The sequence below is a fragment of the Pseudomonas sp. CFSAN084952 genome (assembly GCF_009648855.1).
In the GTDB taxonomy this organism is placed as follows: domain Bacteria; phylum Pseudomonadota; class Gammaproteobacteria; order Pseudomonadales; family Pseudomonadaceae; genus Aquipseudomonas; species Aquipseudomonas paracarnis.
Map to the genome: position 1 here is coordinate 164,480 of NZ_CP045767.1, position 24,639 is coordinate 189,118.

At 61.8% G+C, this 24,639-nt stretch carries 18 protein-coding genes and 1 tRNA gene; 14 read left to right on the plus strand and 5 right to left on the minus strand.

The genetic code is table 11. The features are described 5' to 3' along the window. Nucleotides 1-154: 154 nt before the first annotated feature. The 3 genes from GH769_RS00815 (at nucleotide 155) to GH769_RS00825 (ending at nucleotide 1,163) form a co-directional block, all read left to right on the plus strand. Nucleotides 155-568 carry a pilin gene (locus GH769_RS00815; RefSeq protein ID WP_014716874.1) on the plus strand — a complete coding sequence of 138 codons (414 nt, stop codon included), beginning with the start codon at nucleotides 155-157 and terminating at the stop codon, nucleotides 566-568. 64 nt (nucleotides 569-632) lie between these two features. Then, a tRNA-Thr gene (locus tag GH769_RS00820) sits at nucleotides 633-708 on the plus strand. A 149-nt stretch (nucleotides 709-857) separates the two neighbouring features. After that, complete coding sequence (locus tag GH769_RS00825) at nucleotides 858-1,163, plus strand: DUF6388 family protein (protein ID WP_014716875.1); 306 nt, start codon at nucleotides 858-860, stop codon at nucleotides 1,161-1,163. A gap of 49 nt (nucleotides 1,164-1,212) precedes the next feature. Here the strand turns inward: GH769_RS00825 and nadC are convergent, their stop codons facing one another. Continuing rightward, nucleotides 1,213-2,061 carry a carboxylating nicotinate-nucleotide diphosphorylase gene (gene nadC / locus GH769_RS00830; RefSeq protein WP_014716876.1) on the minus strand — a complete coding sequence of 283 codons (849 nt, stop codon included), beginning with the start codon at nucleotides 2,059-2,061 and terminating at the stop codon, nucleotides 1,213-1,215. A 245-nt stretch (nucleotides 2,062-2,306) separates the two neighbouring features. On the opposite strand from nadC, the gene GH769_RS00835 reads away from it, so the two are divergent. From GH769_RS00835 to GH769_RS00855, 5 genes are all read left to right on the plus strand, one after another. Further along, nucleotides 2,307-4,454, plus strand: a complete 2,148-nt coding sequence (locus GH769_RS00835) for a DUF1631 domain-containing protein (protein WP_153649471.1) — start codon at nucleotides 2,307-2,309, stop codon at nucleotides 4,452-4,454. 61 nt (nucleotides 4,455-4,515) lie between these two features. Then, entirely contained in the window at nucleotides 4,516-5,079 is a 564-nt protein-coding gene (ampD, locus tag GH769_RS00840) for a 1,6-anhydro-N-acetylmuramyl-L-alanine amidase AmpD (RefSeq protein ID WP_014716878.1), read from the plus strand. After that, complete coding sequence (ampE, locus tag GH769_RS00845; RefSeq protein WP_014716879.1) at nucleotides 5,076-5,912, plus strand: regulatory signaling modulator protein AmpE; 837 nt, start codon at nucleotides 5,076-5,078, stop codon at nucleotides 5,910-5,912. The genes ampD and ampE overlap by 4 nt, the downstream gene beginning before the upstream one ends. A gap of 1,477 nt (nucleotides 5,913-7,389) precedes the next feature. Further along, nucleotides 7,390-8,094: a methyl-accepting chemotaxis protein gene (locus tag GH769_RS29310; protein ID WP_371918789.1), complete on the plus strand. Its 705-nt coding sequence runs from the start codon at nucleotides 7,390-7,392 to the stop codon at nucleotides 8,092-8,094. Nucleotides 8,095-8,219: 125 nt separating this feature from the next. Continuing rightward, complete coding sequence (locus GH769_RS00855) at nucleotides 8,220-8,648, plus strand: hypothetical protein (RefSeq protein WP_032903996.1); 429 nt, start codon at nucleotides 8,220-8,222, stop codon at nucleotides 8,646-8,648. On the opposite strand, the gene GH769_RS00860 is transcribed toward GH769_RS00855, so the two are convergent. Continuing rightward, on the minus strand, nucleotides 8,595-9,371 hold the full coding sequence (locus GH769_RS00860) for a TatD family hydrolase (protein ID WP_032903998.1): 777 nt from the start codon (nucleotides 9,369-9,371) through the stop codon (nucleotides 8,595-8,597). The two genes, GH769_RS00855 and GH769_RS00860, sit on opposite strands and share 54 nt — an antisense overlap. A gap of 2 nt (nucleotides 9,372-9,373) precedes the next feature. Then, nucleotides 9,374-10,369 carry a catabolite repressor/activator gene (gene cra / locus GH769_RS00865; RefSeq protein ID WP_014716882.1) on the minus strand — a complete coding sequence of 332 codons (996 nt, stop codon included), beginning with the start codon at nucleotides 10,367-10,369 and terminating at the stop codon, nucleotides 9,374-9,376. A 284-nt stretch (nucleotides 10,370-10,653) separates the two neighbouring features. On the opposite strand from cra, the gene ptsP reads away from it, so the two are divergent. The 4 genes from ptsP to GH769_RS00885 all read left to right on the plus strand — a co-directional run bounded on the left by ptsP (nucleotide 10,654) and on the right by GH769_RS00885 (nucleotide 17,886). After that, a complete protein-coding gene (ptsP, locus tag GH769_RS00870; RefSeq protein ID WP_032904000.1) occupies nucleotides 10,654-13,512 on the plus strand; it encodes a phosphoenolpyruvate--protein phosphotransferase in 2,859 nt (952 codons plus the stop codon). Next, nucleotides 13,513-14,433: a 1-phosphofructokinase gene (gene pfkB / locus GH769_RS00875; protein ID WP_014716884.1), complete on the plus strand. Its 921-nt coding sequence runs from the start codon at nucleotides 13,513-13,515 to the stop codon at nucleotides 14,431-14,433. It abuts the gene before it with no gap. A gap of 11 nt (nucleotides 14,434-14,444) precedes the next feature. Continuing rightward, nucleotides 14,445-16,154: a PTS fructose-like transporter subunit IIB gene (locus GH769_RS00880; RefSeq protein WP_032904002.1), complete on the plus strand. Its 1,710-nt coding sequence runs from the start codon at nucleotides 14,445-14,447 to the stop codon at nucleotides 16,152-16,154. Nucleotides 16,155-16,344: 190 nt separating this feature from the next. Next, complete coding sequence (locus GH769_RS00885) at nucleotides 16,345-17,886, plus strand: alkaline phosphatase (protein WP_014716886.1); 1,542 nt, start codon at nucleotides 16,345-16,347, stop codon at nucleotides 17,884-17,886. Nucleotides 17,887-18,016: 130 nt separating this feature from the next. Here the strand turns inward: GH769_RS00885 and GH769_RS00890 are convergent, their stop codons facing one another. Beyond that, nucleotides 18,017-20,542, minus strand: coding sequence for a sulfite reductase flavoprotein subunit alpha (locus GH769_RS00890; protein ID WP_032904003.1), 2,526 nt, complete (start codon nucleotides 20,540-20,542; stop codon nucleotides 18,017-18,019). A 136-nt stretch (nucleotides 20,543-20,678) separates the two neighbouring features. Beyond that, nucleotides 20,679-22,982, minus strand: coding sequence for a TonB-dependent siderophore receptor (locus tag GH769_RS00895; protein WP_032904004.1), 2,304 nt, complete (start codon nucleotides 22,980-22,982; stop codon nucleotides 20,679-20,681). Between the two features lie 205 nt (nucleotides 22,983-23,187). Between GH769_RS00895 and GH769_RS00900 the strand changes: the two genes are divergently transcribed. After that, entirely contained in the window at nucleotides 23,188-23,868 is a 681-nt protein-coding gene (locus tag GH769_RS00900) for a Fe2+-dependent dioxygenase (protein WP_003188464.1), read from the plus strand. 2 nt (nucleotides 23,869-23,870) lie between these two features. After that, the gene (locus GH769_RS00905; protein ID WP_032904005.1) at nucleotides 23,871-24,614 is read left to right on the plus strand and encodes a tetratricopeptide repeat protein; all 744 of its coding nucleotides are present in this window, start codon (nucleotides 23,871-23,873) and stop codon (nucleotides 24,612-24,614) included. Nucleotides 24,615-24,639: the final 25 nt, after the last annotated feature.

Sequence of the window (24,639 nt, forward strand, 5' to 3'; positions counted from 1 at the left end):
CGGCGGATTCGGGCAGGCTGGCGCTAGGCGATAAAATGTCAGATTGTGCGTCTTGCAGGCGATGGACTGCGTTGGGATGAGTACACTGGCGCCGTTGCACACTACGGGGCGCAGGACGTGCCTTGTCATGGTTCTATTCTGGAGAGTGAAAGAGATGCGTCAAAAAGGTTTTACCTTGATCGAGTTATTGATCGTCGTGGCAATCATCGGCATTTTGGCCACCATTGGCCTGCCCATGTACACCAAGCACCAGGCCAAGGCCAAGTTCACCGCGGGGTTGGCTGAAATCAGCGCGTTAAAGGCCGGCTATGAGGACGTCATCAACCAGGGCACCACGCCGACCCTTTCCCTCATCGGGGGCACCAGCCCTACCGCCAACTGCGCGATCGAGGTGACAGGCGATGTGGCCTCGGGCGCAGGCACCCTGCGTTGTGAAATCCTCGATGCACCCGCGCCCGTGCTCGGCAAGACCATCACCTTGACCCGCAGCGCCACCACCGGCTGGAGCTGTGCCACCACGGTAGAGCCGCAGTACGCTGCCAAGGGCTGCGGCGCCAACGGCGCGTGACAGTCGCCGGGCGGTGAGCGAGCAAGTTGCTGCATGCCCAATGCAGTGCTAGCTTTAGCCCACCGCCCGTGTAGCTCAGCCGGTAGAGCAGCGCACTCGTAACGCGAAGGTCGCAGGTTCGATTCCTGTCTCGGGCACCACAGGCACCACTGTTTCAACGGCAATGTTTTCAGATGATCCCAGAATGGTTCTGAAGGCCAGGTGAGCCGGGCATTTGCGCCCGCTCTTTTGTAACTGCGCAACCTTGAAGACCCAGATGCATTCCCATTCCTCGATCTAAGAGAACAATATGACCACGACCGAAATGACCCAGGCCGCTCGGCACGAACAAGCACTCAAGCACTACCTTGAGGACACGCCGCAGCTTAAAGAAGAGATCAAGGACCTGAGTGCCGACGATCAGCGCGACCAGATTCAGTGGGCATTCGAAGATGAGGCCGAGAGTCAGGGCTACCAGCCTTGGGAGCTGACCCTCAAGTACACCTCGACACCACAAGAGTTCGAAGCTGCGCGGTTGGCCTTGCACAAAGAGGCGGCCGAGGTGCTGGGTGTCGATTGGGAAGAGTACTGCGAGATGAATAATCTTGTAGTTTAAAAGCAGCCTGTAGGAGCGAGCTTGCTCGCTCCTACAGTTACGGCATCTTTCAGATACTGAGGCGCATCGACAGGTCCACCGCCTTCACATCCTTGGTCATCGCACCGATGGAGATGTAGTCCACGCCGGTTTCAGCGATAGGCAGCAAGGTGGTTTCATTGATCCCGCCGCTGGCTTCCAGTTTGGCCTTGCCGGCGTTCAGGCGCACGGCTTCGCGCATGTCGTCCAGGCTCAGTTCATCCAGCATGATGATGTCGGCACCCGCCGACAGGGCTTCACGCAACTCCTCCAGGTTTTCCACTTCGATTTCCACGGGCTTGCCCGGCGCGATCTTGTGGGCGGCGGTGATTGCTTGGGCAATACCACCGCAGGCGGCGATGTGGTTTTCCTTGATCAGGAATGCGTCATACAGCCCGATGCGGTGGTTGTGGCAACCGCCGCAGGTCACCGCATACTTCTGCGCCAAACGCAGGCCGGGCAATGTCTTGCGGGTATCCAGCAGCTTGACCTGGGTGCTGGCGACAAAGTCCGCCAAAAATTGCGCACGGGTGGCAACCCCTGACAGCAATTGCAGAAAATTCAACGCGCAACGTTCACCACTGAGCAGCGAGCGGGCAGGGCCCTCAAGGTGGAACAACGCCTGGTTGGGGCTCACCCGTTCACCATCAGCCACCTGCCAGTGCACGGCAACCCGAGGGTCCAGTTGACGAAACACTGCGTCCACCCACGCCGTGCCGGCGATAACAGCCGCCTCACGGGTAATGATCGTGGCCTTGGCCAGCCGTTCGGCCGGGATCAACTGTGCGGTGATGTCACCACTGCCGATGTCTTCCAGCAGTGCGCGGCGCACGTTGGCTTCGATTTCGGCGGTGAGGTCGGCAAGACGGAGGTTCGGCATAACAGGCTCCACAAACAAAGTGCCTCGATTATAGGGCCAGCGTGCGTTCTAACCCAGGCTCGCCACTCATTTACCGCACAAAGTCAGAGTGTGCTGGCGCAACTGCCCTCGTTTGCAAGATAATCTCGCGCCTTGCAATTGGCGTCATAGCTTTGACGTCTTGGTGGTGATCGGGTATTTGCAGTGCCTGCCGGGCCTGCGCTCCGTCTCTCCACCTCTCAAAACCGCCGTTTCAGGAGGCCAGGATGCACAATGACGGGAAGGTGGTGCCTATCAACAGGGCGCAGGCCACGCCATCGCCGCTCGCGCGCCTGCCGGTGGTGTTGCTGCAGGTGCGTGACAAGGCTGCGCAACAGCTGCAGCAAGGCTTGCAGGAACTGTTCGATAACGCCGACGACACCCTGTTCGAAATGGCCGAAAAGGCCCGTAGCACCGTCGACCATCATATTTTTTTCGAGGCCATGCGCGACCTGCGCCTCAAGCGCAAGAACTTCGAGCGCGTGTTCATGGAGCAGCTGTTCGTGGCGTTCGCCAACCTTGGCCAGGCCCGGTGCAGCGGGGCACACCTGGTGCCGGTGGTGTCTTATGAGGAGGTCCCCGGCACCGGCGCCGATGACGTGGAAAAAGCCGTGGCCCTGGAGGCGATGCTCGGTCGGGTGCATCACCGTGATGGTTTGGCGCTGGGGCAGTTGAACGCGCGCGTAAGTGCATTGCTCGGCAGGCGCCTGGACGATCCTGAAAACCCATTGGGCCCGGCGCGGTTGTGCGAGTTTTTCCTGCAAGCAGGGCGCAGCCTGGGGGTGGAAATCCGCGTCAAGCTGGTCATGCTCAAGCTATTTGAGAAATACGTGCTCAGTGACGCAGACTTGTTGTATGGCGAGGCCAACCAATTACTGATCGCCACTGGCGTATTGCCGGAGCTCAAGGCGCTCCCATCCCGTCGAGCCGGCGGACGTGCGGCCCGGGAGCACCAGCATTGCACCGGCCAGGCGATGGCCGACCCGCCGCTGGATAAAAGCGGCCAGCAAGCGTTCAGTGCCTTGCAGAAGTTGCTGGTAGCCGTGCGTGGCAGCGTGGCCCCGACCCTTGAAGCCAGCGCCGAACCGCAACCCGTTGTCAGCCGCGATCTGCTGCGTCTGCTGTCGCATCTGCAGCAATATGTACCGGAGCCGGAGTGCGAGGACGATTTCGACCTGCGCAACCAGCTGGAACAGCTGCTCACCCGGGTCAGTGTCAAAAGTGGCAAGTCGCGGGTGTTAGAAGAAGCAGACGAAGATGTGATCAATCTGGTCGCCATGCTGTTCGAGTTCATGCTCGATGACAGCAGTGTGCCGGACGCTTTCAAGGCGCTGATCGCTCGCTTGCAGATCCCGCTGCTGAAAGTGGCGGTGCTGGACAAAAGTCTGTTCAGTTGCGCGGAGCATCCCGCGCGGCGCTTGCTCAATGATATCGCGAGCGCCGTCATCGGCTGGAGTTCGCCCCATGACCACACACGGGACAACCTCTACCTGTGTATCGAGCAACTCGTACAGCGCTTGCTGAATGAGTTCGTCGAAGACCCGACGATTCTCTCCCAGTTACTCACCACCTTCAGCGAATTCATAGCCCAAGAGCGCAAGCGCAGCGAACGCCTTGAGCGATATACCCGTGACGTCGAGCAAGAGCATCTGCATATCAAGGTGGCGCGCCAGCGTGTGGCGCACGTGCTCAATCGACGGCTCGTGGGCGAAACCTTGCCGCAATCGGTGCTGCAATTTGTACAGCAGGCCTGGAGCCAGGTGCTGTTAGTGGCCGTTCTCAAGCACGGTGAACACTCGCTGCAGTGGCAGACGGCGCTGCGTACCCTGGATGAATTGGTCTGGAGCGTCGGCCTGCGTGAAGACACCGAAGCGGGCCGGCGTTTGCTCGAGCAATTACCCGGGCTGCTCAAGGCATTGCGTAGTGGGTTGGCCGATGCGGCGTTCGATCCTTTCAGTACCCGCGAGTTCTTCCTGCGGTTGCAGGCCATGCATGTTGAGCCGCTCGACAGTGAGGCGCTGGTTGAAGTCCGTGAGCCTTTTGCCCTGTGGGCTGGCCCGCCGGCTGCCGACGAACCACTGCCCCCTGATGACCCCGACCTGCTCAAGGCCCAGCAGTTGCGCGTCGGTGACTGGGTAGCGTTGCTGCAAAATGAAGCCGGTAACCTGCGCTGCAAGTTGACCGCAATCATGCCGCCCGCCGATACCTATATTTTTGTCAGCCGAGCGGGTCTTAAGGTGCTGGAGAAAAGCGCGGGCCAGTTAGCCTTGGCGTTCAAGCAGGGCGCCCTGCATACCTTGAATGATGGCCCGCTGTTCGAACGTGCACTGGCCGCCGTGGTGGGCGACCTGCGGCAACTCAATCGCGGCAAGTGATCGCAACCGCAGGGTGGAACGCGGCATACTGGTCACACCTCGTCTCACTCAAGGAGCCTGTATGCAGTTGGACCCCGCCAGCGGTTGGTGCCAGGGCATTCGTCATTGCCCTTCGCCCAACTTCAACGAGCGCCCTGAAGGCGAAATCTCGCTGTTGGTGGTGCATAACATCAGTTTGCCTCCGGCGCAGTTCAACACCGGTAAGGTGCAGGAGTTTTTCCAGAACCGCCTGGATATCTCAGAACATCCCTACTTTGAAGGGATTGCCAGCCTACGGGTGTCTGCGCATTTTCTGATTGAACGTGACGGCACTGTGACGCAATTTGTTTCGTGCCGTGACCGGGCCTGGCATGCCGGTATTTCCGTCTTTGAGGGGCGCGAGATCTGCAACGATTTTTCTCTGGGAATCGAGCTGGAAGGTACGGATGACCTACCGTTCACCGATGCCCAGTATGCGGCGTTGATCGACCTGGCACGCCAACTGTTGGCCGCTTACCCCGCGATCACCCATCAACGTATTTGTGGTCACAGCGACATCGCTCCGGGTCGCAAGACCGACCCGGGCCCCGCTTTTGATTGGATGCGCTTTCGCAGCGCCCTGCAGGATGGAGGACACGAACGATGAGTTTCCTGGTGTTGGTGCTGGCGGTATGGATCGAGAAGTTCTCGGCCTTGCGCCTGCGGTTGCAGCGTGACGGTGGATGGCTGCGTGAGCTGGCCAAGCTGGAATCGAGCCCGCGCATGGGCAAGCGGCCCTGGTTGATCCTGCTGGTATTGGTGCTGCTGCCGGTGGCGTTGCTGGCGTTGTTGTTGCTGGTCCTGGAGCCAGTGGCCTATGGCCTGTTGGCATTGCCGGTGCACTTGCTGGTGGTGATCTACAGCCTGGGCCGTGGCGATCTATTGGCCGGGCTGGGGCCGTTTCGCGATGCCTGGCGGCGCGGTGACCTGCAAGCGGCCGAGCATGTGGCCGAACGCGACCTCAAGCTTGGCGCCGACAGTGGCGAGCAACTGCTGGAGCGTGTTCAGGGCTACCTGCTGTGGCAGGCGTATCAAAGCTTTTTCGCGGTGATTTTCTGGTATTTCCTGCTGGGCCCGGTGGCCGCCCTGGCGTACCGCCTGTTGGCGCTGGCCAGCGAAAACAGCCAGAACCCCTTGGTGGCCGAGCGCGCCACGCAATTGCGCCACGCGTTTGACTGGTTGCCGGTACGCCTGCTGGCGGCCAGCTTTGCCTTGGTGGGCAATTTCGTCGGGGTCAGCCGGGTGATGCTCCACGAACTGCTGAGCTGGGACATCAGCGCTGCCCAACTGATGGAAAAAGTCGGCCTGGCCGCCGCGGAAATTCCTCCCCCCGTGGTGGGGGCCGATGGCATCAACAGCCTGGATCGCCTGTGGGAGCTGCTGCTACGTGCGGCAGTGCTGTGGTATGCCGGGTTTGCCATCTGGACGGTGTTGCCCTGAGTAATAGCGGCGGGGTGCATCCATCACTCCCGCCGTTAACCTTACGTTACAAAACTCCCTTTCGAATTGAGCTATACAGATAGAGCGCCAAATAGTGGCTATCTGCCGTCGCCCTGCGCCTCAATAAAAATAAAAGAAGGGGAGGTCACCTGTGAAGAGCTTGCTCTATCCCGCCGTCGCGCTGATGAACCGCCTGAGCTTCGGCATGAAGTTCAGCCTGATCAGCGTGCTGTTCCTGCTGCCGATGCTGGCGACCAACTATTACCTGGTGCGCGACTCGTGGCGCGAATACCAGGGCACCCGCGTCGAACTGCAAAGCCTTGACCTGCTCGGCAGTAGTCTGGCGTTGCGTCGGGAGTTGGAAACCCTCAACAACCAGGTACAGATCAACGCCACCCTCGGCCAGTCAGGCAAAGCGGCAGACCTGGAGGCCAGGATCAGCGCCTTGGAAGCCAGTGTAGTGGAGCGCTTGCAGGGCTTGCACGCGATCGCGACCCAGCCCGAGCACGTTGCCGTCTTCGACAGTAAGCGCGATGAGTTGATCGCTGCGTTCAAGGCTCAGCAACAGGAAACCTCGTTGCTCAACAAAGCAGCGTTGATCGGCAAGTTACTCAACCAGGCCCAGATGTTCAGCCAGATTATTGCCAGCCAGGCCGGCTTGAACCGTGATCCGCAAAGTGATCTGCGCCAGCTCAGCGACCTGGTCACCACCGTCACCCCTCAGGTCACCCAGGCCTTGGGTGAAGGCCGTGCGATGGGCGCGTACTCCCTGGGGCAGGGCTTTATCAATTCGTCCTCCAGTACCCGTTTTGACGAACTGCTGCAGCAGTTGGAAAAACTCCATGGTGAATATGGCCTGAAGCTGCAGGACGCGCTGGGCGCCAGCAAGGCCGCGCACGCCGCCCTCGAGGTGTCGGCGCAAGCCAGCCAGGCGAGCCTCAAGCAAGGCAGTGAGTTTTTCGAAGAGCAGGTGGTGATGGCCGAAACCCTCGACGCGCCTTGGCAGGGGTTTTATGACGGCGTCAGCCAACTAATGGCCAAGACCTATCAATTGGATGACGCCACCCTGGCGTTCCTCGGGCAGCAGTTGCAGCAGCGCCTGGCGCAGAACCGTCTGCACATGGTGTTGCTGGTCACGGCCCTGGCGACGGTGTTTGCGCTGATTTTCTATCTCTATGCCGGTTTCTTTGTTTCCACTCGCACCACCTTGCGCCGCCTGGGGGCGATGATGGACAAAGTGGCGGCGGGCGATATGACCGTCACTTTCGTTGCGCAAAGCCGTGACGAATTGGGCGACCTGGGCCAGGTGTTCAATGGCACCGTGGCCAAGATTCATGACCTGATCGAGCGCGTTGGGCATACGGTCAGCCAGGTGGAGTTGCAGGCCGGCCAGGTGCAGGCGGTGTCGGCACAGAGTAACCAGGCGGTGTCCGGCCAGCGCAGCCAGATCGAACAAGTGGCGACGGCGATGAACCAGATGTCCGCCACCGCCCAAGAGGTGGCGCGCAGCGCGGCGGCGGCGGTCAGCAGTGCCCAGAGCGTCAATGATGAAACGGTCAGCGGGCGTGCGCTGGTGCAATCCCAGCAAGGCGGCATCGCACGCCTGGCGGCGGAGATCGACGAATCGGTGCGGGTGATCAACCAGCTGGCAGCCGACAGCCAGTCCATCAGCAGCGTTTTGGAAGTGATCAAGAGCATTGCTGAGCAGACCAACCTGCTGGCGCTCAACGCGGCCATCGAAGCCGCGCGCGCCGGTGACCAAGGGCGCGGGTTTGCGGTGGTGGCCGACGAGGTGCGCACTCTGGCTCGGCGCACCCAGCACTCTACCGAGGAAATCGAGCAGATGATCAGCCGCTTGCACAGCGGCGTCGGCGCGGCGGTGAAGGCTATGGGCAGCAGCCATGAGATGGCCAATGGCACGGTGGGGCAGTCGGAAAAAGTCCAGCAAGCCCTGGAAAATATCCTGGGAGCGGTAGGGATGATCGTCGACCAGAACCAGCAGATCGCCGCCGCCGTGGAACAGCAAACGGCGGTCGCCCACGACATCGACCAGAACATTGTCGAAATCAACCGTGCTGGCGAGCATGCAGCGCAAGGCGCCCAGCACACGGAAGCGGCCAGTCGGCAGTTGGCAATCCAGGTGGTTGAGTTGAAGCAATTGATTGGTGCGTTTCGGGTGTAGGGAGGTTCTGAAGGATGTAGCTACCGACCCTGTGGCCGATGTCTTGATTTGCCTGGGCGTGTTTTATCGCGTCGTGAATAGGTGAAAATTTATTTCATCCGTCACGGTCACGAGGAGACACGACGATGGCCGCTGCAATCGGTATCAAAGGGCATTGCGCCCAGTGCGACATGACGTTTGAACTCAAGCCTTGGCAACTGAATGCCATTGCCATTGATGTGCCTTTTGACTGTACGTATTGCCACTCGGGGTTGCAGTTGGGGTGCGCCAAGCAGTTGCGGCAGTTCAGGGCCCTGGACCAATGGGCGCTGGTGCGGCCGAGCATGATCATGCTGACATGCGCGACCTTGCTGGTGGCCTTGTTCGCTGAATGGTTGGGGCTGCTCAGTGTGATCGGGCAACTGAACGTTTCGCTGGTCGCCGTGCTGATCCATTTGCTGGTGGTGCGCTATGCCCGGCACCGACAGACAATGATCTTGAAGTTGCAGGTGATCAGTCCGCTACCAGTTGAACAGCTCGCACGCATTGCGTGTGCTCGTCTCAGCGAGCAATAGAGGGCTGATACCCATGCGCTCGGCCAGGGCCGTGCAGATATCTGGCAGATGCTGCGGGCTATTGCGCTGGTTGGGGTACATGGCCGGAGCCATATCCGGCGCATCGGTTTCCAGCACCACGGCGTCGAGTGGCAACTGCGCCAGTACCCGGTGCATGCGCAGCGCCTGGGGCCAGGTGGCAGCGCCGCCCAGACCCAGTTTGAACCCCAGCTTGATGTACTCGCGCGCCTCTTCAGCGCTGCCAGCGAACGCGTGGATGATGCCGCCTCTGGGCACGCGGATGCGCTTGAGGGTGGCAATCACGGCGGCGTGGCTGCGGCGAACGTGGAGCAAGGCCGGCAGTTGGAAATCCACCGCGAGTTTCAGCTGGGCTTCAAATAACTGTTGCTGGCGCTGGTGGTCCAACTGTTCGAGAAAGTAATCCAGGCCAATTTCGCCCACGGCGCACAGTTGCCGGTGGCCATGCAGGCGCGTCAACCAGTCGCCCAGCTCCAGCAGGTCGGCGGGGCGATGCTCATCGAGATACACCGGGTGCAAGCCGAAGGCGGCGAACAAGCCTTCGTCCTGTTGCACCAAGTCCCACAGCCGCTGCCAATTTTTCTGGTACACCCCCAGCACCACCAGGCGCCGCACGCCGAGTTCACGGCTGTGGGCAAGGACGTGCGAGCGATCCTGGTCGAAGTCCTCGAAGTCCAGGTGCGTGTGGGTGTCGATCAGCTCCACGCTCAGGCCTCGTGGATACGCTGCTTGAAAGTCCGGCCAATCGCATGCACGCCGGGTTGGTACTGTTCTTCTTCAATGGCGGCCAGGGCCAGGCGCAGGGCGGTCTCGGCAATCAATTGATGTTGCTGGGCCATGGCGTTGACCGGCAGCGGGAGGAAATCCAGCAACTGGGTATCGCCGAAGGTGCCCAGGCGCAGGGGACGTGACTTGAGGGGGAAGTCATGCAGCGCATCAAACACGCCTTGCAGCAGTACGTAGGAGGTGGTTACCAGCGCGTCCGGCAAATGCCCCAGGCGTTGCAGCAGTTGCTCCATCAGCTCTCGGCCGCAGTCACGACTGAAGGCTTCGCCCTGTTCGATAATCACTTCGCCCGTAAAGCCTTGCAGCGCATCACGGAAACCGGCGGTACGTGCCTGGCTGATGCTCAGCTCGGGCCGCGCGCCAATCAGTGCGATCTGCTTGGGCAACGGTTGCAGCAGGCTGCTGGTGAGTTGCCTGCAGGCCTGGTGGTCGTCGCTGACCACGGAGCAGAATTGGTTCGGCTCCATCTCCCGGTCGATGGCAATCACCGGCAGCCCCTTGGCCTGCAGCTCGCGATAGCTGTCATCGCTGGCTGGCAGGCAACTGGCGACGAACAACGCATCGCAACGCCGCGCCCGGAACAGTTGCAGCAGTTGGCGTTCGCTGTCCGCTTCATCATCGGAGCTGGCGATCAGCAACTGATAGCCCCGCGCCCGTGCTCCTTGTTCCAGCAGTTTGGCGATGCGTGCGTAGCTGGGGTTTTCCAGGTCTGGCAGGATGAACCCCAAGGTTCGCGTATGCCGGCTGCGCAGCCCGGCGGCTTGAGGGTTGGGGGTAAAGCCATGGGCTTGGACCACGGCACGCACACGCTCAACGGTGGCGTTGCTGATGCGCTGCTGTTCGGCCTTGCCGTTGATGACATAGCTGGCGGTGGTAACGGACACACCGGCCAGACGTGCGATATCACTGAGTTTCAAACCGGGATTTCCTTGTTTTTTGGCGCTCGCCCCGACATTTTGTCCAATCGTAACCGATTCCAGCATTCGACCAATGTCCCACAGCAAGCGCCGAGTGGCCCTTCAAGCTTGCGCAATTAACGCGTAATCTGCCATAAATTCTAGATTAAACGTTTCAGCAAGCGTATTTTTACGATGTTCGCCACTGAGTGACCACTGCCAATTGACCGCTCAGTCAGTTAATTTCGAACTTATTTACCTACAACAATACCTAGTGCGCCCGTCGCACTAACTAGGAGAACGGCATGCTTGAGCTCACTGTAGAGCAGATATCCATGGGCCAGGTGGCTGTGGATAAATCTGCTGCCTTGCACCTGCTCGCTGACAAACTGGTGGCCGATGGCCTGGTTGCCGAAGGTTATCTCAGTGGCCTGCAAGCCCGTGAAGCCCAAGGCTCGACCTTTCTCGGCCAAGGCATCGCTATTCCCCACGGCACGCCAGAAACCCGCGACCAGGTGTTTTCCACTGGTGTGCGCCTGCTGCAGTTCCCGGAAGGGGTGGACTGGGGCGATGGCCAGATCGTCTACCTGGCGATTGGCATCGCGGCTAAATCCGATGAACACCTGCGCCTGTTGCAACTGCTCACCCGTGCCCTCGGCGAAACCGACCTGGGCCAGGCGTTGCGCCGTGCCGGCAGCGCCGAAGCGCTGTTGAAACTGTTGCAAGGCGCGCCCCAGGAACTGGCGCTGGATGCGCAGATGATCAGCCTGGGCGTGTCGGCCGATGATTTTGAAGAGTTGGTGTGGCGCGGTGCGCGCCTGCTGCGCCAGGCCGACTGCGTGAGCAATGGTTTTGCAGCTGTATTGCAGCAGGTCGACGCGCTGCCCCTGGGCGATGGCCTGTGGTGGTTGCACAGCGAGCAGACGGTCAAGCGTCCGGGCCTGGCCTTTGTGACGCCGGACAAACCCATGCGTTACCTCGGCCAGCCCCTGCACGGCCTGTTCTGCCTGGCGAGCCTCGGTGAAGCGCACCAGACCCTGCTTGAACGCCTGTGTGCCTTGCTCATTGAAGGGCGCGGCCAGGAGTTGGGGCGCGCCACCAGCAGCCGCGCGGTGCTGGAAGTGCTGGGCGGTGAACTGCCGTCGGACTGGCCCAGCGCCCGTATTACCCTGGCCAACGCCCACGGCCTGCACGCGCGCCCGGCCAAGATCCTGGCGCAATTGGCGAAAAGTTTTGATGGCGATATCCGCGTGCGCATCGTCGATGGCGCGGTGGGCGCCGTGTCGGTCAAAAGCCTGAGCAAGTTGCTCAGCCTCGGCGCACGTCGTGGTCAGGTGCTGGAGTTCGTGGCCGAGCCGACGGTGGCCGGTGATGCACTGCCCGCCCTCTTGGCCGCCGTGCAAGAGGGCCTTGGCGAAGAGGTCGAGCCCTTGCCCACCGTGAGCGCACAGCCAGCACAGGTCGATATCGAACCGGTGCTCAGCGCGCCACTGAGCGGTAGCCAACTCCAGGCCATTGCCGCCGCACCGGGTATCGCCATCGGCCCGGCCCATATCCAGGTGCCGCAAGTGTTCGATTACCCGTTGCGCGGTGAGTCCGCCGCCGCCGAACGCCAGCGTCTGCACACGGCCTTGAGCGAGGTGCGCACGGATATCCAGGGCTTGATCGAGCGTAGCCAGGCCAAGGCCATCCGCGAGATTTTCATCACGCACCAGGAAATGCTCGACGACCCGGAACTCACCGACGAAGTCGACACCCGCCTCAAGCAAGGCGAAAGCGCCGAAGCCGCCTGGATGAGCGTGATCGAAGCCGCCGCCAAACAGCAGGAAGCCTTGCAGGATGCCTTGCTGGCCGAGCGTGCTGCCGACTTGCGCGACATCGGCCGCCGCGTGCTGGCCCAGTTGTGCGGCGTCCAAAGCGTGCAGGAACCGAGCGAGCCCTACATCCTGGTGATGGAAGAAGTCGGCCCTTCGGACGTGGCGCGCCTGGACCCGGCCCGCGTTGCCGGCATTCTCACCGCCCGGGGCGGCGCCACCGCTCACAGCGCCATTGTCGCCCGCGCCCTGGGCATTCCGGCCTTGGTCGGCGCTGGTGCTGCGGTGTTATTGCTCAACGCGGGCACGCCGCTGTTGCTCGATGGCCAGCGCGGCCGCCTGCATGTGGACCCCGACGCCGCCACCCTGCAACGGGCCACCGTGGAGCGCGACAGCCGCGAGCAGCGCTTGCAAGCCGCTTCGGCCCAACGCCATGAACCGGCGCTGACCCGCGACGGACACGCCGTGGAAGTGTTCGCCAACATTGGCGAAAGCGCCGGGGTGGCCAGTGCCGTGGAGCAGGGCGCCGAAGGCATTGGCCTGCTGCGCACCGAACTGATTTTCATGGCCCACCCCCAGGCGCCGGACGAGGCCACCCAGGAGGCCGAATACCGTCGCGTACTCGACGGCCTCAATGGTCGCCCGTTGGTGGTGCGCACCCTGGATGTGGGCGGCGACAAGCCTTTGCCCTATTGGCCGATCGCCGAAGAGGAAAACCCCTTCCTGGGTGTGCGCGGCATTCGCCTGACGTTGCAACGCCCGCAGATCATGGAAGCGCAACTGCGGGCACTGCTGCGTGCTGCGGATAACCGCCCGCTGCGCATCATGTTCCCCATGGTCGGCAGCGTGGATGAGTGGCGCGCCGCCCGGGACATGACCGAGCGCCTGCGCCTGGAGATCCCAGTGGCGGACCTGCAACTGGGGATCATGATCGAAGTGCCCTCAGCCGCGTTGCTGGCGCCGGTCCTCGCCAAGGAAGTCGACTTCTTCAGCGTCGGCACCAACGACCTGACCCAATACACCCTGGCCATCGACCGCGGCCACCCGACCCTGTCGGCCCAGGCCGATGGCTTGCATCCGGCAGTCCTGCAACTGATCGACATCACCGTGCGCGCCGCCCATGCCCACGGCAAATGGGTAGGCGTGTGCGGCGAGTTGGCGGCGGACCCGCTGGCGGTGCCGGTGCTGGTCGGCCTGGGCGTCGATGAGTTGAGCGTGTCGGCCCGCAGCATTCCTGAAGTGAAGGCGCGGGTGCGTGAATTCAGTCTGAGCGAGGCCCAGGGCCTGGCGCAACAAGCACTGGCAGTGGGTTCGCCCGCCGAAGTGCGTGCCCTAGTGGAGGCCGTGTAGATGGCAAATATTCTGACCCTGACGCTGAACCCGGCGTTGGACCTCACGGTACGTCTGGCGCACCTGCAACCCGGTGAGGTCAATCGCAGTGAAGCGATGCTCACCCACGCGGCCGGCAAAGGCGTGAATGTGGCGCAAGTGCTGGCGGACCTGGGCCATTACGTCAGCGTGGGCGGGTTCCTCGGCAGTGCCAACCCCCAGGCTTTCAATGCGCTGATCAAGCGCCGTGGGTTTGGCGATGCCTTCATCCGGGTTCCCGGCGAAACCCGGAGCAATATCAAGATTGCCGAACAGGATGGGCGTGTCACCGACATCAATGCACCGGGGCCGCTGGTAACTGAAGAGGCGCTAAAAGCGCTGCTCAAGATGGTCGCGATCATTGGCCCGGAGTTCGATGCGGTCGTGGTGGCCGGTAGCTTGCCGCGCGGCGTCAGCCCGCAGTGGTTTAAAGGTTTGCTGGAGGCGTTGAAAGACCTCGGGTTGAAAATCGCCCTGGACACCAGCGGCGAAGCGCTGCGCCTGGGGTTGGAGGTTGGCCCGTGGCTGGTCAAACCCAATACCGAAGAGTTGGCCGAGGCCTTGGGTAACGCCACCGATGCCATCAGCCGCCTGCATCAGCAAGGCGTCGAACATGTGGTGGTCTCCGACGGGGCCGCCGGTGTGACCTGGTACCGCCCGGGTGCGGCGCTGCATGCCACGCCGCCCAAGGTGGCAGTGGCCAGTACCGTGGGTGCCGGCGACTCGCTGCTGGCCGGGATGCTCCACGGTTTGCTCAGTGGCGACACGCCGGAGCACACCCTGCGCCGGGCCACGGCGATTGCCGCGATGGCGGTGACACAGATCGGTTTTGGCATCAGCGATGACGCCCAGTTGGCGCATCTCGAAAGCGGCGTCGAAGTACGCACGCTGACAGAACAATAAGAGGGTTTGTGATGAAGTTAGCCATTGTTACCGCCTGCCCGAACGGCATGGTCACCAGTGTGCTGTGCGCCCGCTTGTTGGACGCCGCCGCCCAGCGCATGGGCTTGCACACCAGTGTTGAAGTCGTCGATGTGCAGCGTCCGGAGCGCCAGTTGTCCCAGGCGACGATTGATGATGCCGAGTGGGTGCTGTTGGTCAGCAGTACCCCGGTGGATATGCAGCGGTTTGTCGGCAAGCGTGTGTTCCAGAGCACGCCGGCCCAGGCGTTGGCGGATGTCGAAGGCGTACTGCGCCGGGGCGCCGAAGAAGCCCAGGTGTATGTCGCCGACGCCGCCCCGGTGGCGGCCAAGGCTGCGCCGCGTATCGTCGCGATTACCGCGTGCCCCACCGGTGTGGCCCACACGTTCATGGCCGCCGAAGCCTTGCAGCAGACTGCTCAGCGCCTGGGTTATGACCTGCAGGTCGAGACCCAGGGCTCGGTGGGCGCTCGCACGCCGTTAAGCCCGCAAGCGATTGCCGATGCCGATGTGGTGTTGCTCGCGGCGGATATCGAAGTGGCCACCGAGCGTTTCGCCGGCAAGAAGATTTACCGCTGTGGCACCGGCATTGCCCTCAAGCAATCCGAAGCCATCCTCAACAAAGCCCTGGCCGAAGGCGCGGTGGAAAGTGCGGCCGGCGGTGCACCGGCCAAGGCGGAGAAAACCGGCGTCTACAAACACCTGCTCACCGGCGTGTCGTATATGTTGCCGATGGTGGTGGCGGGGGGCTTGCTGATCGCCTTGTCGTTTGTGTTCGGCATCCATGCTTTCGAGCAGCCCGGCACCTTGGCGGCGGCGCTCAAATCCGTGGGTGACCAGGCGTTCCTGTTGATGGTGCCGCTGCTGGCGGGCTACATCGCCTACTCGATTGCCGACCGTCCTGGCCTTGCGCCCGGCATGATCGGCGGGCTGCTGGCGGGGACGCTGGGGGCTGGGTTTATCGGCGGCATCCTGGCCGGCTTCGTCGCCGGGTATTGCGTCAAACTGATCAGCCGCGCAGTGCAACTGCCTCAGAGCCTGGAAGCGCTCAAGCCGATCCTGATCATCCCGTTATTGGCGAGCCTGTTTACCGGCTTGGTGATGATCTACCTGGTGGGCCCACCGGTCGCCCGCTTGCTCACGGGCCTGACGGATTTCCTCAGCACCATGGGCACCACCAACGCGGTGCTGCTGGGCATTCTGCTCGGCGGCATGATGTGTGTGGATTTGGGCGGGCCGATCAACAAGGCGGCCTATGCGTTCTCGGTTGGCCTGCTGGCCGCGTCGAGCGGCGCGCCGATGGCCGCGACCATGGCCGCCGGCATGGTGCCGCCGATTGGCATGGGCATCGCCACGTTGCTGGCCCGGCGCAAGTTCGCCCAGACCGAGCGCGAGGCCGGCAAGGCGGCGATGATCCTGGGGCTGTGCTTTATCTCTGAAGGCGCGATTCCCTTCGCCGCCAAAGACCCGCTGCGCGTCATTCCGGCCAGCATCGCCGGTGGCGCGTTGACCGGTGCGCTGTCGATGTACTTCGGCTGCAAACTCGCCGCGCCCCATGGCGGGTTGTTTGTGCTGGTGATTCCGAATGCGATGAACCATGCGTTGTTGTACTTGTTGGCGATTGTGGCGGGCAGTGTGTTGACCGGTTTGGTGTATGCCGTGCTCAAGCGACCGGAAGCGGCCGAACTGGCCGTGACTGCCTGACACTGGCAGAAAATGTGGGAGCTGGCTTGCCTGCGATAGCCTCGACGGGGTTTGCCTGATACACCGAGGTGTTTGCATCGCAGGCAAGCCAGCTCCCACAGGTGAACTCGACCGTTCTGCTAATCGGTGTCACATCCGCTTCATCCCATCATGCTTTAGTGGCCCTTTTGATACTCAAGAGGGCACCTGCATGAGCCACTTCGATCTCGGTCGCCGCCGTGTGATGCAAGCCGTGGGCGCTGGCCTGTTGTTGCCGGGCCTGGCGCCGGCGGTGATCGCTTCGGTGAAGGACCGACCGCAACTCACTGACGGCGTGCAATCGGGCGACCTGCAGGGCGATCGCGCAATGATCTGGAGCCGCAGTGACCGCCCGGCGAAGATGGTGGTGGAGTGGGATACCCGCAGCGTGTTCAGCAACCCGCGCCGATTCGTCTCGCCCCTGGCCGACAGCCGCACCGACTTTACCGCCCGTGTCGAGCTCACCGGGCTGCCGGTCGACCAGGCGATTTTCTACCGCGTGCATTTCGAAGACGCCCAGACCGGCATTGCCAGTGAACCCTGGTTCGGCCACTTGCGTAGCGTGCCGCAACAGCGGCGTGACATCCGTTTTGTGTGGAGCGGCGACACTGTCGGCCAAGGCTTCGGCATCAACCCGGACATCGGTGGCATGCGCATCTATGAAGCCATGCGCCTGCGCCTGCCGGACTTTTTTATCCACAGCGGCGACACCATCTATGCCGACGGCCCGGTCCCCGCGCAGCTCACCACTGAAGGCGGGCGCATCTGGCGCAACATTACCACCGAAGCCAAAAGCAAAGTCGCGGAAACCCTCGATGAATATCGCGGTAATTACCGCTACAACCTGCTGGATGAAAACGTGCGCCGCTTCAATGCCGAGGTACCGCAGATCTGGCAGTGGGACGATCACGAGGTGATCAACAACTGGTCATCGAGCAAGCAGTTGGATGAGCGTTACCAGACCCGCGACATCAATACCTTGGTGGGCCGTGCCCGCCAGGCCTGGCTGGAATATTCACCCATGCGCCGACAGAGCGCCGACGGTGGCGGGCGCATTTATCGCAAGCTCAGTTATGGGCCGCTGCTGGATGTGTTTGTGTTGGATATGCGCAGCTATCGTGGGCCGAATGATGACAACCTGGGCGCGGAAAAGCCCTTCCTCGGGCGGGAACAGTTGGACTGGCTCAAACGCGGGCTCAAGGCCTCGCAAGCGCAGTGGAAGGTGGTCGCCGCCGACATGCCCATCGGTCTGGGCGTGCCCGACGGTGAAGTCAGCCCCGGCGTGGCGCGTTGGGAAGCGATCGCCAATGGCGACCCTGGCCCGGCGCAAGGGCGTGAGCTGGAGATCGCCGAACTGCTGGGGTTCCTGCATGAGCATAAGGTGCGCAACCACGTGTGGCTGACGGCCGATGTGCATTACTGTGCAGCGCATCACTATCACCCTGACCGTGCGACGTTCCAGGATTTCGAGCCGTTCTGGGAGTTTGTGGCAGGGCCGTTGAATGCTGGGAGTTTCGGGCCCAACCCACTGGATAAAACCTTTGGCCCGCACGTGGTGTTCCAGAAGGCGCCACCGGCGCAGAATACCTCGCCGTTTGCGGGCTTTCAGTTTTTTGGTGAAGTGCAGATAGATGGGCAGACGGCGGAGTTGACGGTGATGCTACGGGACTTGGACGGGGTTTCAGTGTTCGAGCAAAAACTGCAACCGGCCTGATCGGAATGCAGCCAAAACTGTGGGAGCTGGCTTGCCTGCGATAGCGATCTGTCAGTGAAAAAATCTTTCACTGATAGGCCGCCATCGCAGGCAAGCCAGCTCCCACCTTTGATCTTCTTTGTTTCTCGGGTCAGTAGACATCCCGACGATAGCGGCCCTGTTCGATCAGGCGCTCCAGCGCCTCCTTGCCCAAGATGTCTGCCAGTGCCTGATCCACCCCCGTCGCCATCCCCTGCAAGCTGCCACACACATAAATCGCCGCGCCATCCGCCAGCCATTTGCGCAGCACATCCGCTGACTCGCGCAGGCGATCCTGTACGTAGACCTTCTCCTCTTGATCGCGGGAAAATGCCAGGTCCAGCAGGGCCAGGTCTCCACTGGCGAGCCAGCCTTGCAGTTCGTCCTGGCACAGGTAGTCGTGGGCGATATTGCGCTCGCCGAACAGCAGCCAGTTTCGCTGCTGGCCGCCGGCAATACGCGCCTTGAGCAAGCTACGCAGGCCCGCCAGGCCGGTGCCGTTGCCCAGCAGAATCAGTGGCACAGGCGCGTCGGGCAAATGGAAGCCGCTGTTGCGCCGCAGGCGCAGGCTGATGGCCGAGCCGAGGGCGGCGTGTTCAGTCAGCCAGCCGGAGCCAAGCCCCAGGCTGCCGTCGGGGTGGCGTTCCTGGCGCACGATCAACTCCAGCACGCCGTCGCTGGCAATCGAGGCGATGGAGTATTCGCGCATGCCCAGTGGGACCAGCGCGTCCACCAACGCCTGGGCGTGCAGGCCGACCAGGTGCGTGCGGTTGTCCGGCAGTTGGCGCGTGGCCAGGGCCTGATCAAGGGTGTGGGCCACGCCGTCGATCACCACACCGTCGCTGCCGACCAAGCCCAGGCCGGCCAGGAAGTGTTCGATGGCCCAGGGGCAATTGCGCGGCAGGACTTCCACCAGGTCGCCGGCCAGCCAGCTGTGCGCAGACGTGGATGTGAGGCCCAGCAGGTAGACGGGCGAGCCGACACTGTCGGGGTTGAGCAGGGTGCGTTGGCTCAGGGTCCAGTTTTCGTACTGGGCCGTCGGCCAGGCCGCTGCCGGCGCATGCCCGGTGAGCTGGCCCAGTTGCTGTTGCCAGGTGTGCAGGGCCACTGCGTCGCCGCTGTCGACTTCCACCGGGGCAAACAGCGGGGTGCCGCCCTGGTTGGTCAGCCAGAAATGCAGGCGCCGGGCAAAGCCGCAAAAATGTTCGTACTGCCGGTCACCCAGGGCCAGCACCGAGTAGTTCAAGCCTGTGAGGGGAAGCGAATGGCCGAGCACGCTGCGCTCGAAACCTCGGGCGCTGTCGGGGGCTTCGCCGTCGCCAAAGGTACTGACCACAAACAGCGCGTTCTGTAATTGGCTGAGGTCGTCGCGGCTGACACTGCCCAAAGGCTGCACCTTCACCGCCAGGCCCGCAGCCTGCAGTTGCCCGGCCGTTTGCCAGGCCAGTTGTTCGGCAAAGCCGCTCTGGCTGGCGAAGCCGATCAGCCAGGCCGGGGCATTGCTGTGGTTATCTGTCAAACCTTTGCGGGCATCGCGGACCTGCCGCTTTTTGCGGCGTCGGTCCAGGTACAGCAGCCAGCCCGTGATGAAAAACAGCGGCATAAGCAGTGAGCTGACGGTGAGGACGATGCGCCCGACCAGGCCGAAATAGCTGCCGGTGTGCAGCGCATACACACTGGTCAGCAACTGCGCCTTGAGGCTTTTGCTGGCGTAGCGCTCGTGGGATTTGACCTCGCCGGTGGCCGGGTCCAGGTTGATCTGGTTCAGGGCACGGTCATGGGGCGATGAAGTGAGCAGGTAATACACGGTGGCCGGTTGCCCGGCGACCGCGGGCATCCGAATGTTGTAGGCGCTCAAGTCGGGGCCGGCGTTGCTGTAGATGCTGCTCCAGATTGCGTCATAGTTGGCCACCGGAGCCGGGCCTGAGGGCGGCGGGCCGCGCTTGCGCATGCGCTCGTTCTGCGGCGCGTCGGACAGCAGTTTGGTCACGCCACGGTTGTACCAGTCGTAGGACCAGTACAGCCCTGTCAGTGCCGCCAGCAGATAAAACAACAGGCACCAGGTGCCGAATACCGAGTGCAGGTCCCAATTGAAGCTGCGGCCCTTTTTGCGCCAGTCCAGGGTCAGCCAGACGCGCCAGCTTTTCACCTGGCGCGGCCAGCGCAGGTACAGGCCGGAGAGGCAGAAAAACAGCAGGATCAGGGTGCAGGCGCCGGTGATATTGCGCCCGGTATCGCCGATGGCGAGGAAGCGGTGCAATTGCAGGATAAAACCGAACAGGTCCTGGCCGACCGCGTCACCCATGTAGTCGCCGGTGTACGGGTCAAAGTAGCGCATCTGGCCACGGCGCTCGCCCGGTGGCGGGGTGAAGGACACGCGGCCGGCGTTGCCGCTTTCACTTTCTACCCACAGCATGGCCACGGTCTTGCCTTCGGCCGCTTCCAGCTTGCGTACCAGCTCGGCGGGCGGCAGTACACCGGCCTCGCGTTTCTGTACGCTCAAAACCGTGGGGTTGAGGGCCCGCAGGATTTCATCCTGGAACGAGTACGCAGCCCCGGTGATCCCCATCAAGGCCAGCACCAGCCCGGCCGTGATGCCGAAGAACCAATGCAACTGGAACAGGGTTTTCTTCAACACGTCGGGCCGCCTCGCTTATCTGGATATCGATGTCACGGCGCGCATTATGCCGTGGGTTATCGAGAAAAATTCTGTTTTACACACAAAAGCCCCACGCATCCGATGCGTGGGGCCTTGGGTCGAGCATTGACTGCGTTTAGAAGTGGAAGCTGGTAGTCAACAGAGCGGTACGACCGGCCGCCTGGTTGGCGAAGTGCGCCGAGTAGGCCTTATCGTAATACGTCTTGTCGGTGAGGTTTTGTACGTTCAATTGCAAGTCGACGTTTTTGGTCAGCTTGTAGCTGGCCATGGCGTCGTAGCGGGTGTAGGACGGCACGTACACGGTGTTGCCTGCATCGCCGTAAACCTCATCGACGTAGAACGCGCCGCCGCCGACGGTCAGCTTGGGGGTGATGTCGTAGGTGGTCCACAGGCTGAAGGAGTTCTTCGGCGTGTTGGGCATCTGGTTGCCTTTGTTGGAACCGGCACTCACCACGTTTTGACGGTTGCCGATTCTGCCAGGATCTACCAGCTCGCTTTTCAGATAGCTGTAACCAGCGAACACTTGCCATTGATCGGTGATTTTTCCGCTGGCAGACAGCTCCAAGCCATCGACTCGGGATTCACCGCCGTTTTCGAAGGTGTTGGAACTCACCAGAATTCGTGTGTTTTTCTTCTCAGTGCGGAACACGGCAGCAGTTAGGGACAAGCGATCATGAAACAGATCCCACTTAGTGCCGAGTTCGTAGTTGACTGTTTCTTCGGGTTCCAGGTCGCTGGTGTTAATGCCGGTGACGAAACCATTGGGTTCCTGACCTTCACCTACTAAGCCGCCAACTGGCGAAGCTGAGGTAGCGTAGGAGGTATAGATGCTGCCGTTTTCCGTGGGTTTCCACACAAGCCCGGCCTGCCAGTTGAAAAATTGGCTGTCGTCCTTGAGCTTGGTACGTCCTGTAGCGGCATTGGTATTGGCTTGAGTGTCGAAAGTGTCGTAGCGCAGGCCGACATTGAGCAGCCATTTAGGATCAAGTTCGATGGTGTCGAATACATAGGCAGCGCGACTGGTGGCTTTGGTGTTGGTGCCGTTGTAGTTGCGCGCAACGTTGCCGTTCCAGGCATCATCCGGATTCGGGTTGCCGAGAGACGTACAATTGCCGCCGCTGCTGCCGACTACGCTAGGCGTGCAGCCATTGGGTATTGGGTTACTGTTTGGAGTGACCGTGTAGCCACTTACGCGGGTTTCTTCGCCCGTGAACTCCAAACCAGTGGAGTAGGAATGCTTCATCCCCGCCAATTGGAAATTACCAAACAGATCGGTCTGGTTAGTGGTCGTCGTAGTGGTGGACACGCGACTGTTAGCCCGACGCCACACGGTGCCGAACTGGTTGACGTTGTGCTGGCTGTCATCAGGCTGCGTCAATACGTAATCCTGGCCGGTGCTGCCATGACGCAGGGTGTTTTTCAGCGTCATGTTGTCGTTCAGGTCGTGCTCGATGGAGACCGTGCTGATGTCGGCGCGTGTTTTGCGGAAGTCGCGGCTTTTTAAGCCGTAAAAGTTGCTGCTATCGCCGCCATCGGTAGGTTTGTCATGAACGTGCACGGCATTCTTGGCTGTGCTGCCATAGCCATACGGAATCCCCGAATCCGGCAGGTCGTCACTTTCCATGTGGTAGTAGCTGAGGTTGACGCGGGTCGGCGTGCCCAGGCCAAACGTCAGCGACGGTGCCACGCCCCAACGGTCGTAGTTCACCGCATCGCGGCCAGCCACGTTTTGTTCATGGCTCATCAGGTTCAGGCGGAATGCCGCGCTGTCGTCCAGGAACTGGCGGTTCACGTCGAGCACGTAGCGGCGGGTCTGGTCGGAGCCGTAGGTAAAGCCGCCGTTGGTGAAGTCCCGCGCTTGTGGGGTCTTGCTCACTAGGTTGAGGCTGCCACCGGCCGAGCCACGGCCGCCGAACGAAGAGTTCGGGCCTTTGCTGACTTCGATGGACTCGATGTCGAAGATCTCGCGGCTCTGGCCGCCGGTATCGCGTACGCCATCGAGGTAGGTATCGCCCTGGGCATCAAAACCACGGATGAACGGACGGTCGCCCTGAGGGTTGCCACCTTCACCGGCACCGAAGGTGATACCCGGTACGGTGCGCAAGGCGTCCTGCAACGAGGTGGCGGCGGTGTCCTTGAGGACTTGTTGCGGCACCACGGTGACCGAACGCGGCGTGTCCACCAGCGGCGCGGTGTACTTCTGCGACGAGGCTTTCTCCACCTGGTAGGAGGTGTTGTCCTGCTCCTGGCCGGTGATGTTGGTGGCGCCGAGGGAGATAGGGTTGCGCTCGCCTGTTGGCTCGGTATTTTCAGCCGCCTGCGCCAGGTGGGCGGCGGAGCCGGCACTCAGGGCAACGCCAATGGCGGAGGCCAGCATGCGTGGTGAACTGGCCGGTATTTTTAGAATAGTGCGCGACATGACGTGTCCCTTCCCCAAGGATGTGAGGCCGCGGAATATAGGGCCAACAAGACTTTGTATCAATTGCGAGATATTGCTATTCGCATCAAATTTACATTCTTTACACTTTTTCTTTACGGATTTTGTGTTCTCGTTCGTCCTCGCGTTTTACAGGGCGGATAAGAATCAATACCATTGGCGCCTCTCTGATCGCAGGTATTGCCTCATGTTGCTGCACATTCCCGGCCTGTTCTCTCGCGAGGAGGTGCTGCGCATTCGCCAAGCCCTGGAAGAGACCGAATGGGCTGACGGCAAAATCACCGCCGGGCACCAGTCGGCCAAGGCCAAGCACAACCTGCAATTACCCGAAGGCCACCCCCTGGCCAAGGAAATCGGCGCGGCGATGTTGGAACGGTTGTGGAGCAACCCGCTGTTCATGTCGGCCGCGCTGCCGCATAAAGTCTTCCCGCCACTGCTCAACTGCTACACCGCTGGCGGCAGTTTCGACTTTCATATCGACAACGCGGTGCGCCAACCCAAAGGCAGCCATGAGCGCGTGCGCACCGACCTGTCGTCCACGCTGTTCTTCAGCGACCCCGACGACTACGACGGTGGGGAACTGGAGATCCAGGACACGTTCGGCCTGCAGCGGGTCAAGCTACCCGCCGGCGACATGGTGCTGTACCCCGGCTCCAGCCTGCACAAAGTCAACGCGGTGACCCGTGGCGCGCGTTATGCCTCGTTCTTCTGGACCCAAAGCCTGGTGCGCGAAGACAGCCAGCGCACCTTGCTGTTTGAAATGGACGGCGCGATCCAGCAACTGACCCGCGACGTGCCCGACCACCCTGCGCTGATCCAGCTCACCGGCACCTACCACAACCTGTTGCGCCGCTGGGTCGAGGTCTGAGCATGGGCTTTTTATTGCGCCGCGAAGAAGTGCTCAATGTCGAACAATTGCAGAGCATGCTCGATGACTCCCCGGTGCGCGCCGCTCAGGCCATTCTGATCGCGGCCAAGGCAGGCGTGGTCGATGCCCAGGCCCTGCTCGGGCAAATCTTGCTGGAAGGGCGCGGCATTGCCCGCGATGAGGCCCTGGCGCTGCGCTGGTTCCAGATTGCCGCGCAGGGCGGGCACCTGATGGCGCGCAATATGATCGGGCGTTGCCGCGAGCATGGCTGGGGCTGCGCTGTCGATGAAGCCGCCGCAGCACGGGAATATCGTCTGGCGGCACACGCCGGGTTGGATTGGGGGCAGTACAACTACGCCAACCTCTTGGCTACCGGCCGTGGCGTTGTTGAAGACCAGGCGCAAGCACTGGCGCTGTATCGCCAGGCTGCCGAACAGGGCCATGCCAAGTCGATGAACCTGCTCGGGCGTTACCTGGAAGACGGGCAGCATTGCCCCAAGGATGTTGAGGCGGCCGTTGAGTGGTACCGCCGCTCAGCCGAGGCAGGTGATTTTCGTGGGCAGTTTAGCCATGCGGCGGTGCTGGCAGACAGCGGCCAGGTCGACGCGGCGCTGGAGTGGTTGCACAAGGCGCTGGCAGGCGGGAATCTCAAGTTTCTGCAAACGGCACACAAGGCGCTGGCACGGGCGGATGACCCGCGAATTCGCGCCATGGCCGAGTTGTACCAGCAACGAGCTACGAGCTGATCGTTCCCACGCTCCGCGTGGGAAT

Excerpts from the sequence above, each read along its gene's own strand:
- GH769_RS00815 (WP_014716874.1), top strand. The coding sequence starts at position 155 with ATGCGTCAAAAAGGTTTTACCTTGATCGAGTTATTGATCGTCGTGGCA.
- GH769_RS00825 (WP_014716875.1), top strand. The coding sequence starts at position 858 with ATGACCACGACCGAAATGACCCAGGCCGCTCGGCACGAACAAGCACTC.
- nadC (WP_014716876.1), bottom strand. The coding sequence starts at position 2,061 with ATGCCGAACCTCCGTCTTGCCGACCTCACCGCCGAAATCGAAGCCAAC.
- GH769_RS00835 (WP_153649471.1), top strand. The coding sequence starts at position 2,307 with ATGCACAATGACGGGAAGGTGGTGCCTATCAACAGGGCGCAGGCCACG.
- ampD (WP_014716878.1), top strand. The coding sequence starts at position 4,516 with ATGCAGTTGGACCCCGCCAGCGGTTGGTGCCAGGGCATTCGTCATTGC.
- ampE (WP_014716879.1), top strand. The coding sequence starts at position 5,076 with ATGAGTTTCCTGGTGTTGGTGCTGGCGGTATGGATCGAGAAGTTCTCG.
- GH769_RS29310 (WP_371918789.1), top strand. The coding sequence starts at position 7,390 with ATGTCCGCCACCGCCCAAGAGGTGGCGCGCAGCGCGGCGGCGGCGGTC.
- GH769_RS00855 (WP_032903996.1), top strand. The coding sequence starts at position 8,220 with ATGGCCGCTGCAATCGGTATCAAAGGGCATTGCGCCCAGTGCGACATG.
- ptsP (WP_032904000.1), top strand. The coding sequence starts at position 10,654 with ATGCTTGAGCTCACTGTAGAGCAGATATCCATGGGCCAGGTGGCTGTG.
- pfkB (WP_014716884.1), top strand. The coding sequence starts at position 13,513 with ATGGCAAATATTCTGACCCTGACGCTGAACCCGGCGTTGGACCTCACG.
- GH769_RS00880 (WP_032904002.1), top strand. The coding sequence starts at position 14,445 with ATGAAGTTAGCCATTGTTACCGCCTGCCCGAACGGCATGGTCACCAGT.
- GH769_RS00885 (WP_014716886.1), top strand. The coding sequence starts at position 16,345 with ATGAGCCACTTCGATCTCGGTCGCCGCCGTGTGATGCAAGCCGTGGGC.
- GH769_RS00895 (WP_032904004.1), bottom strand. The coding sequence starts at position 22,982 with ATGTCGCGCACTATTCTAAAAATACCGGCCAGTTCACCACGCATGCTG.
- GH769_RS00900 (WP_003188464.1), top strand. The coding sequence starts at position 23,188 with ATGTTGCTGCACATTCCCGGCCTGTTCTCTCGCGAGGAGGTGCTGCGC.
- GH769_RS00905 (WP_032904005.1), top strand. The coding sequence starts at position 23,871 with ATGGGCTTTTTATTGCGCCGCGAAGAAGTGCTCAATGTCGAACAATTG.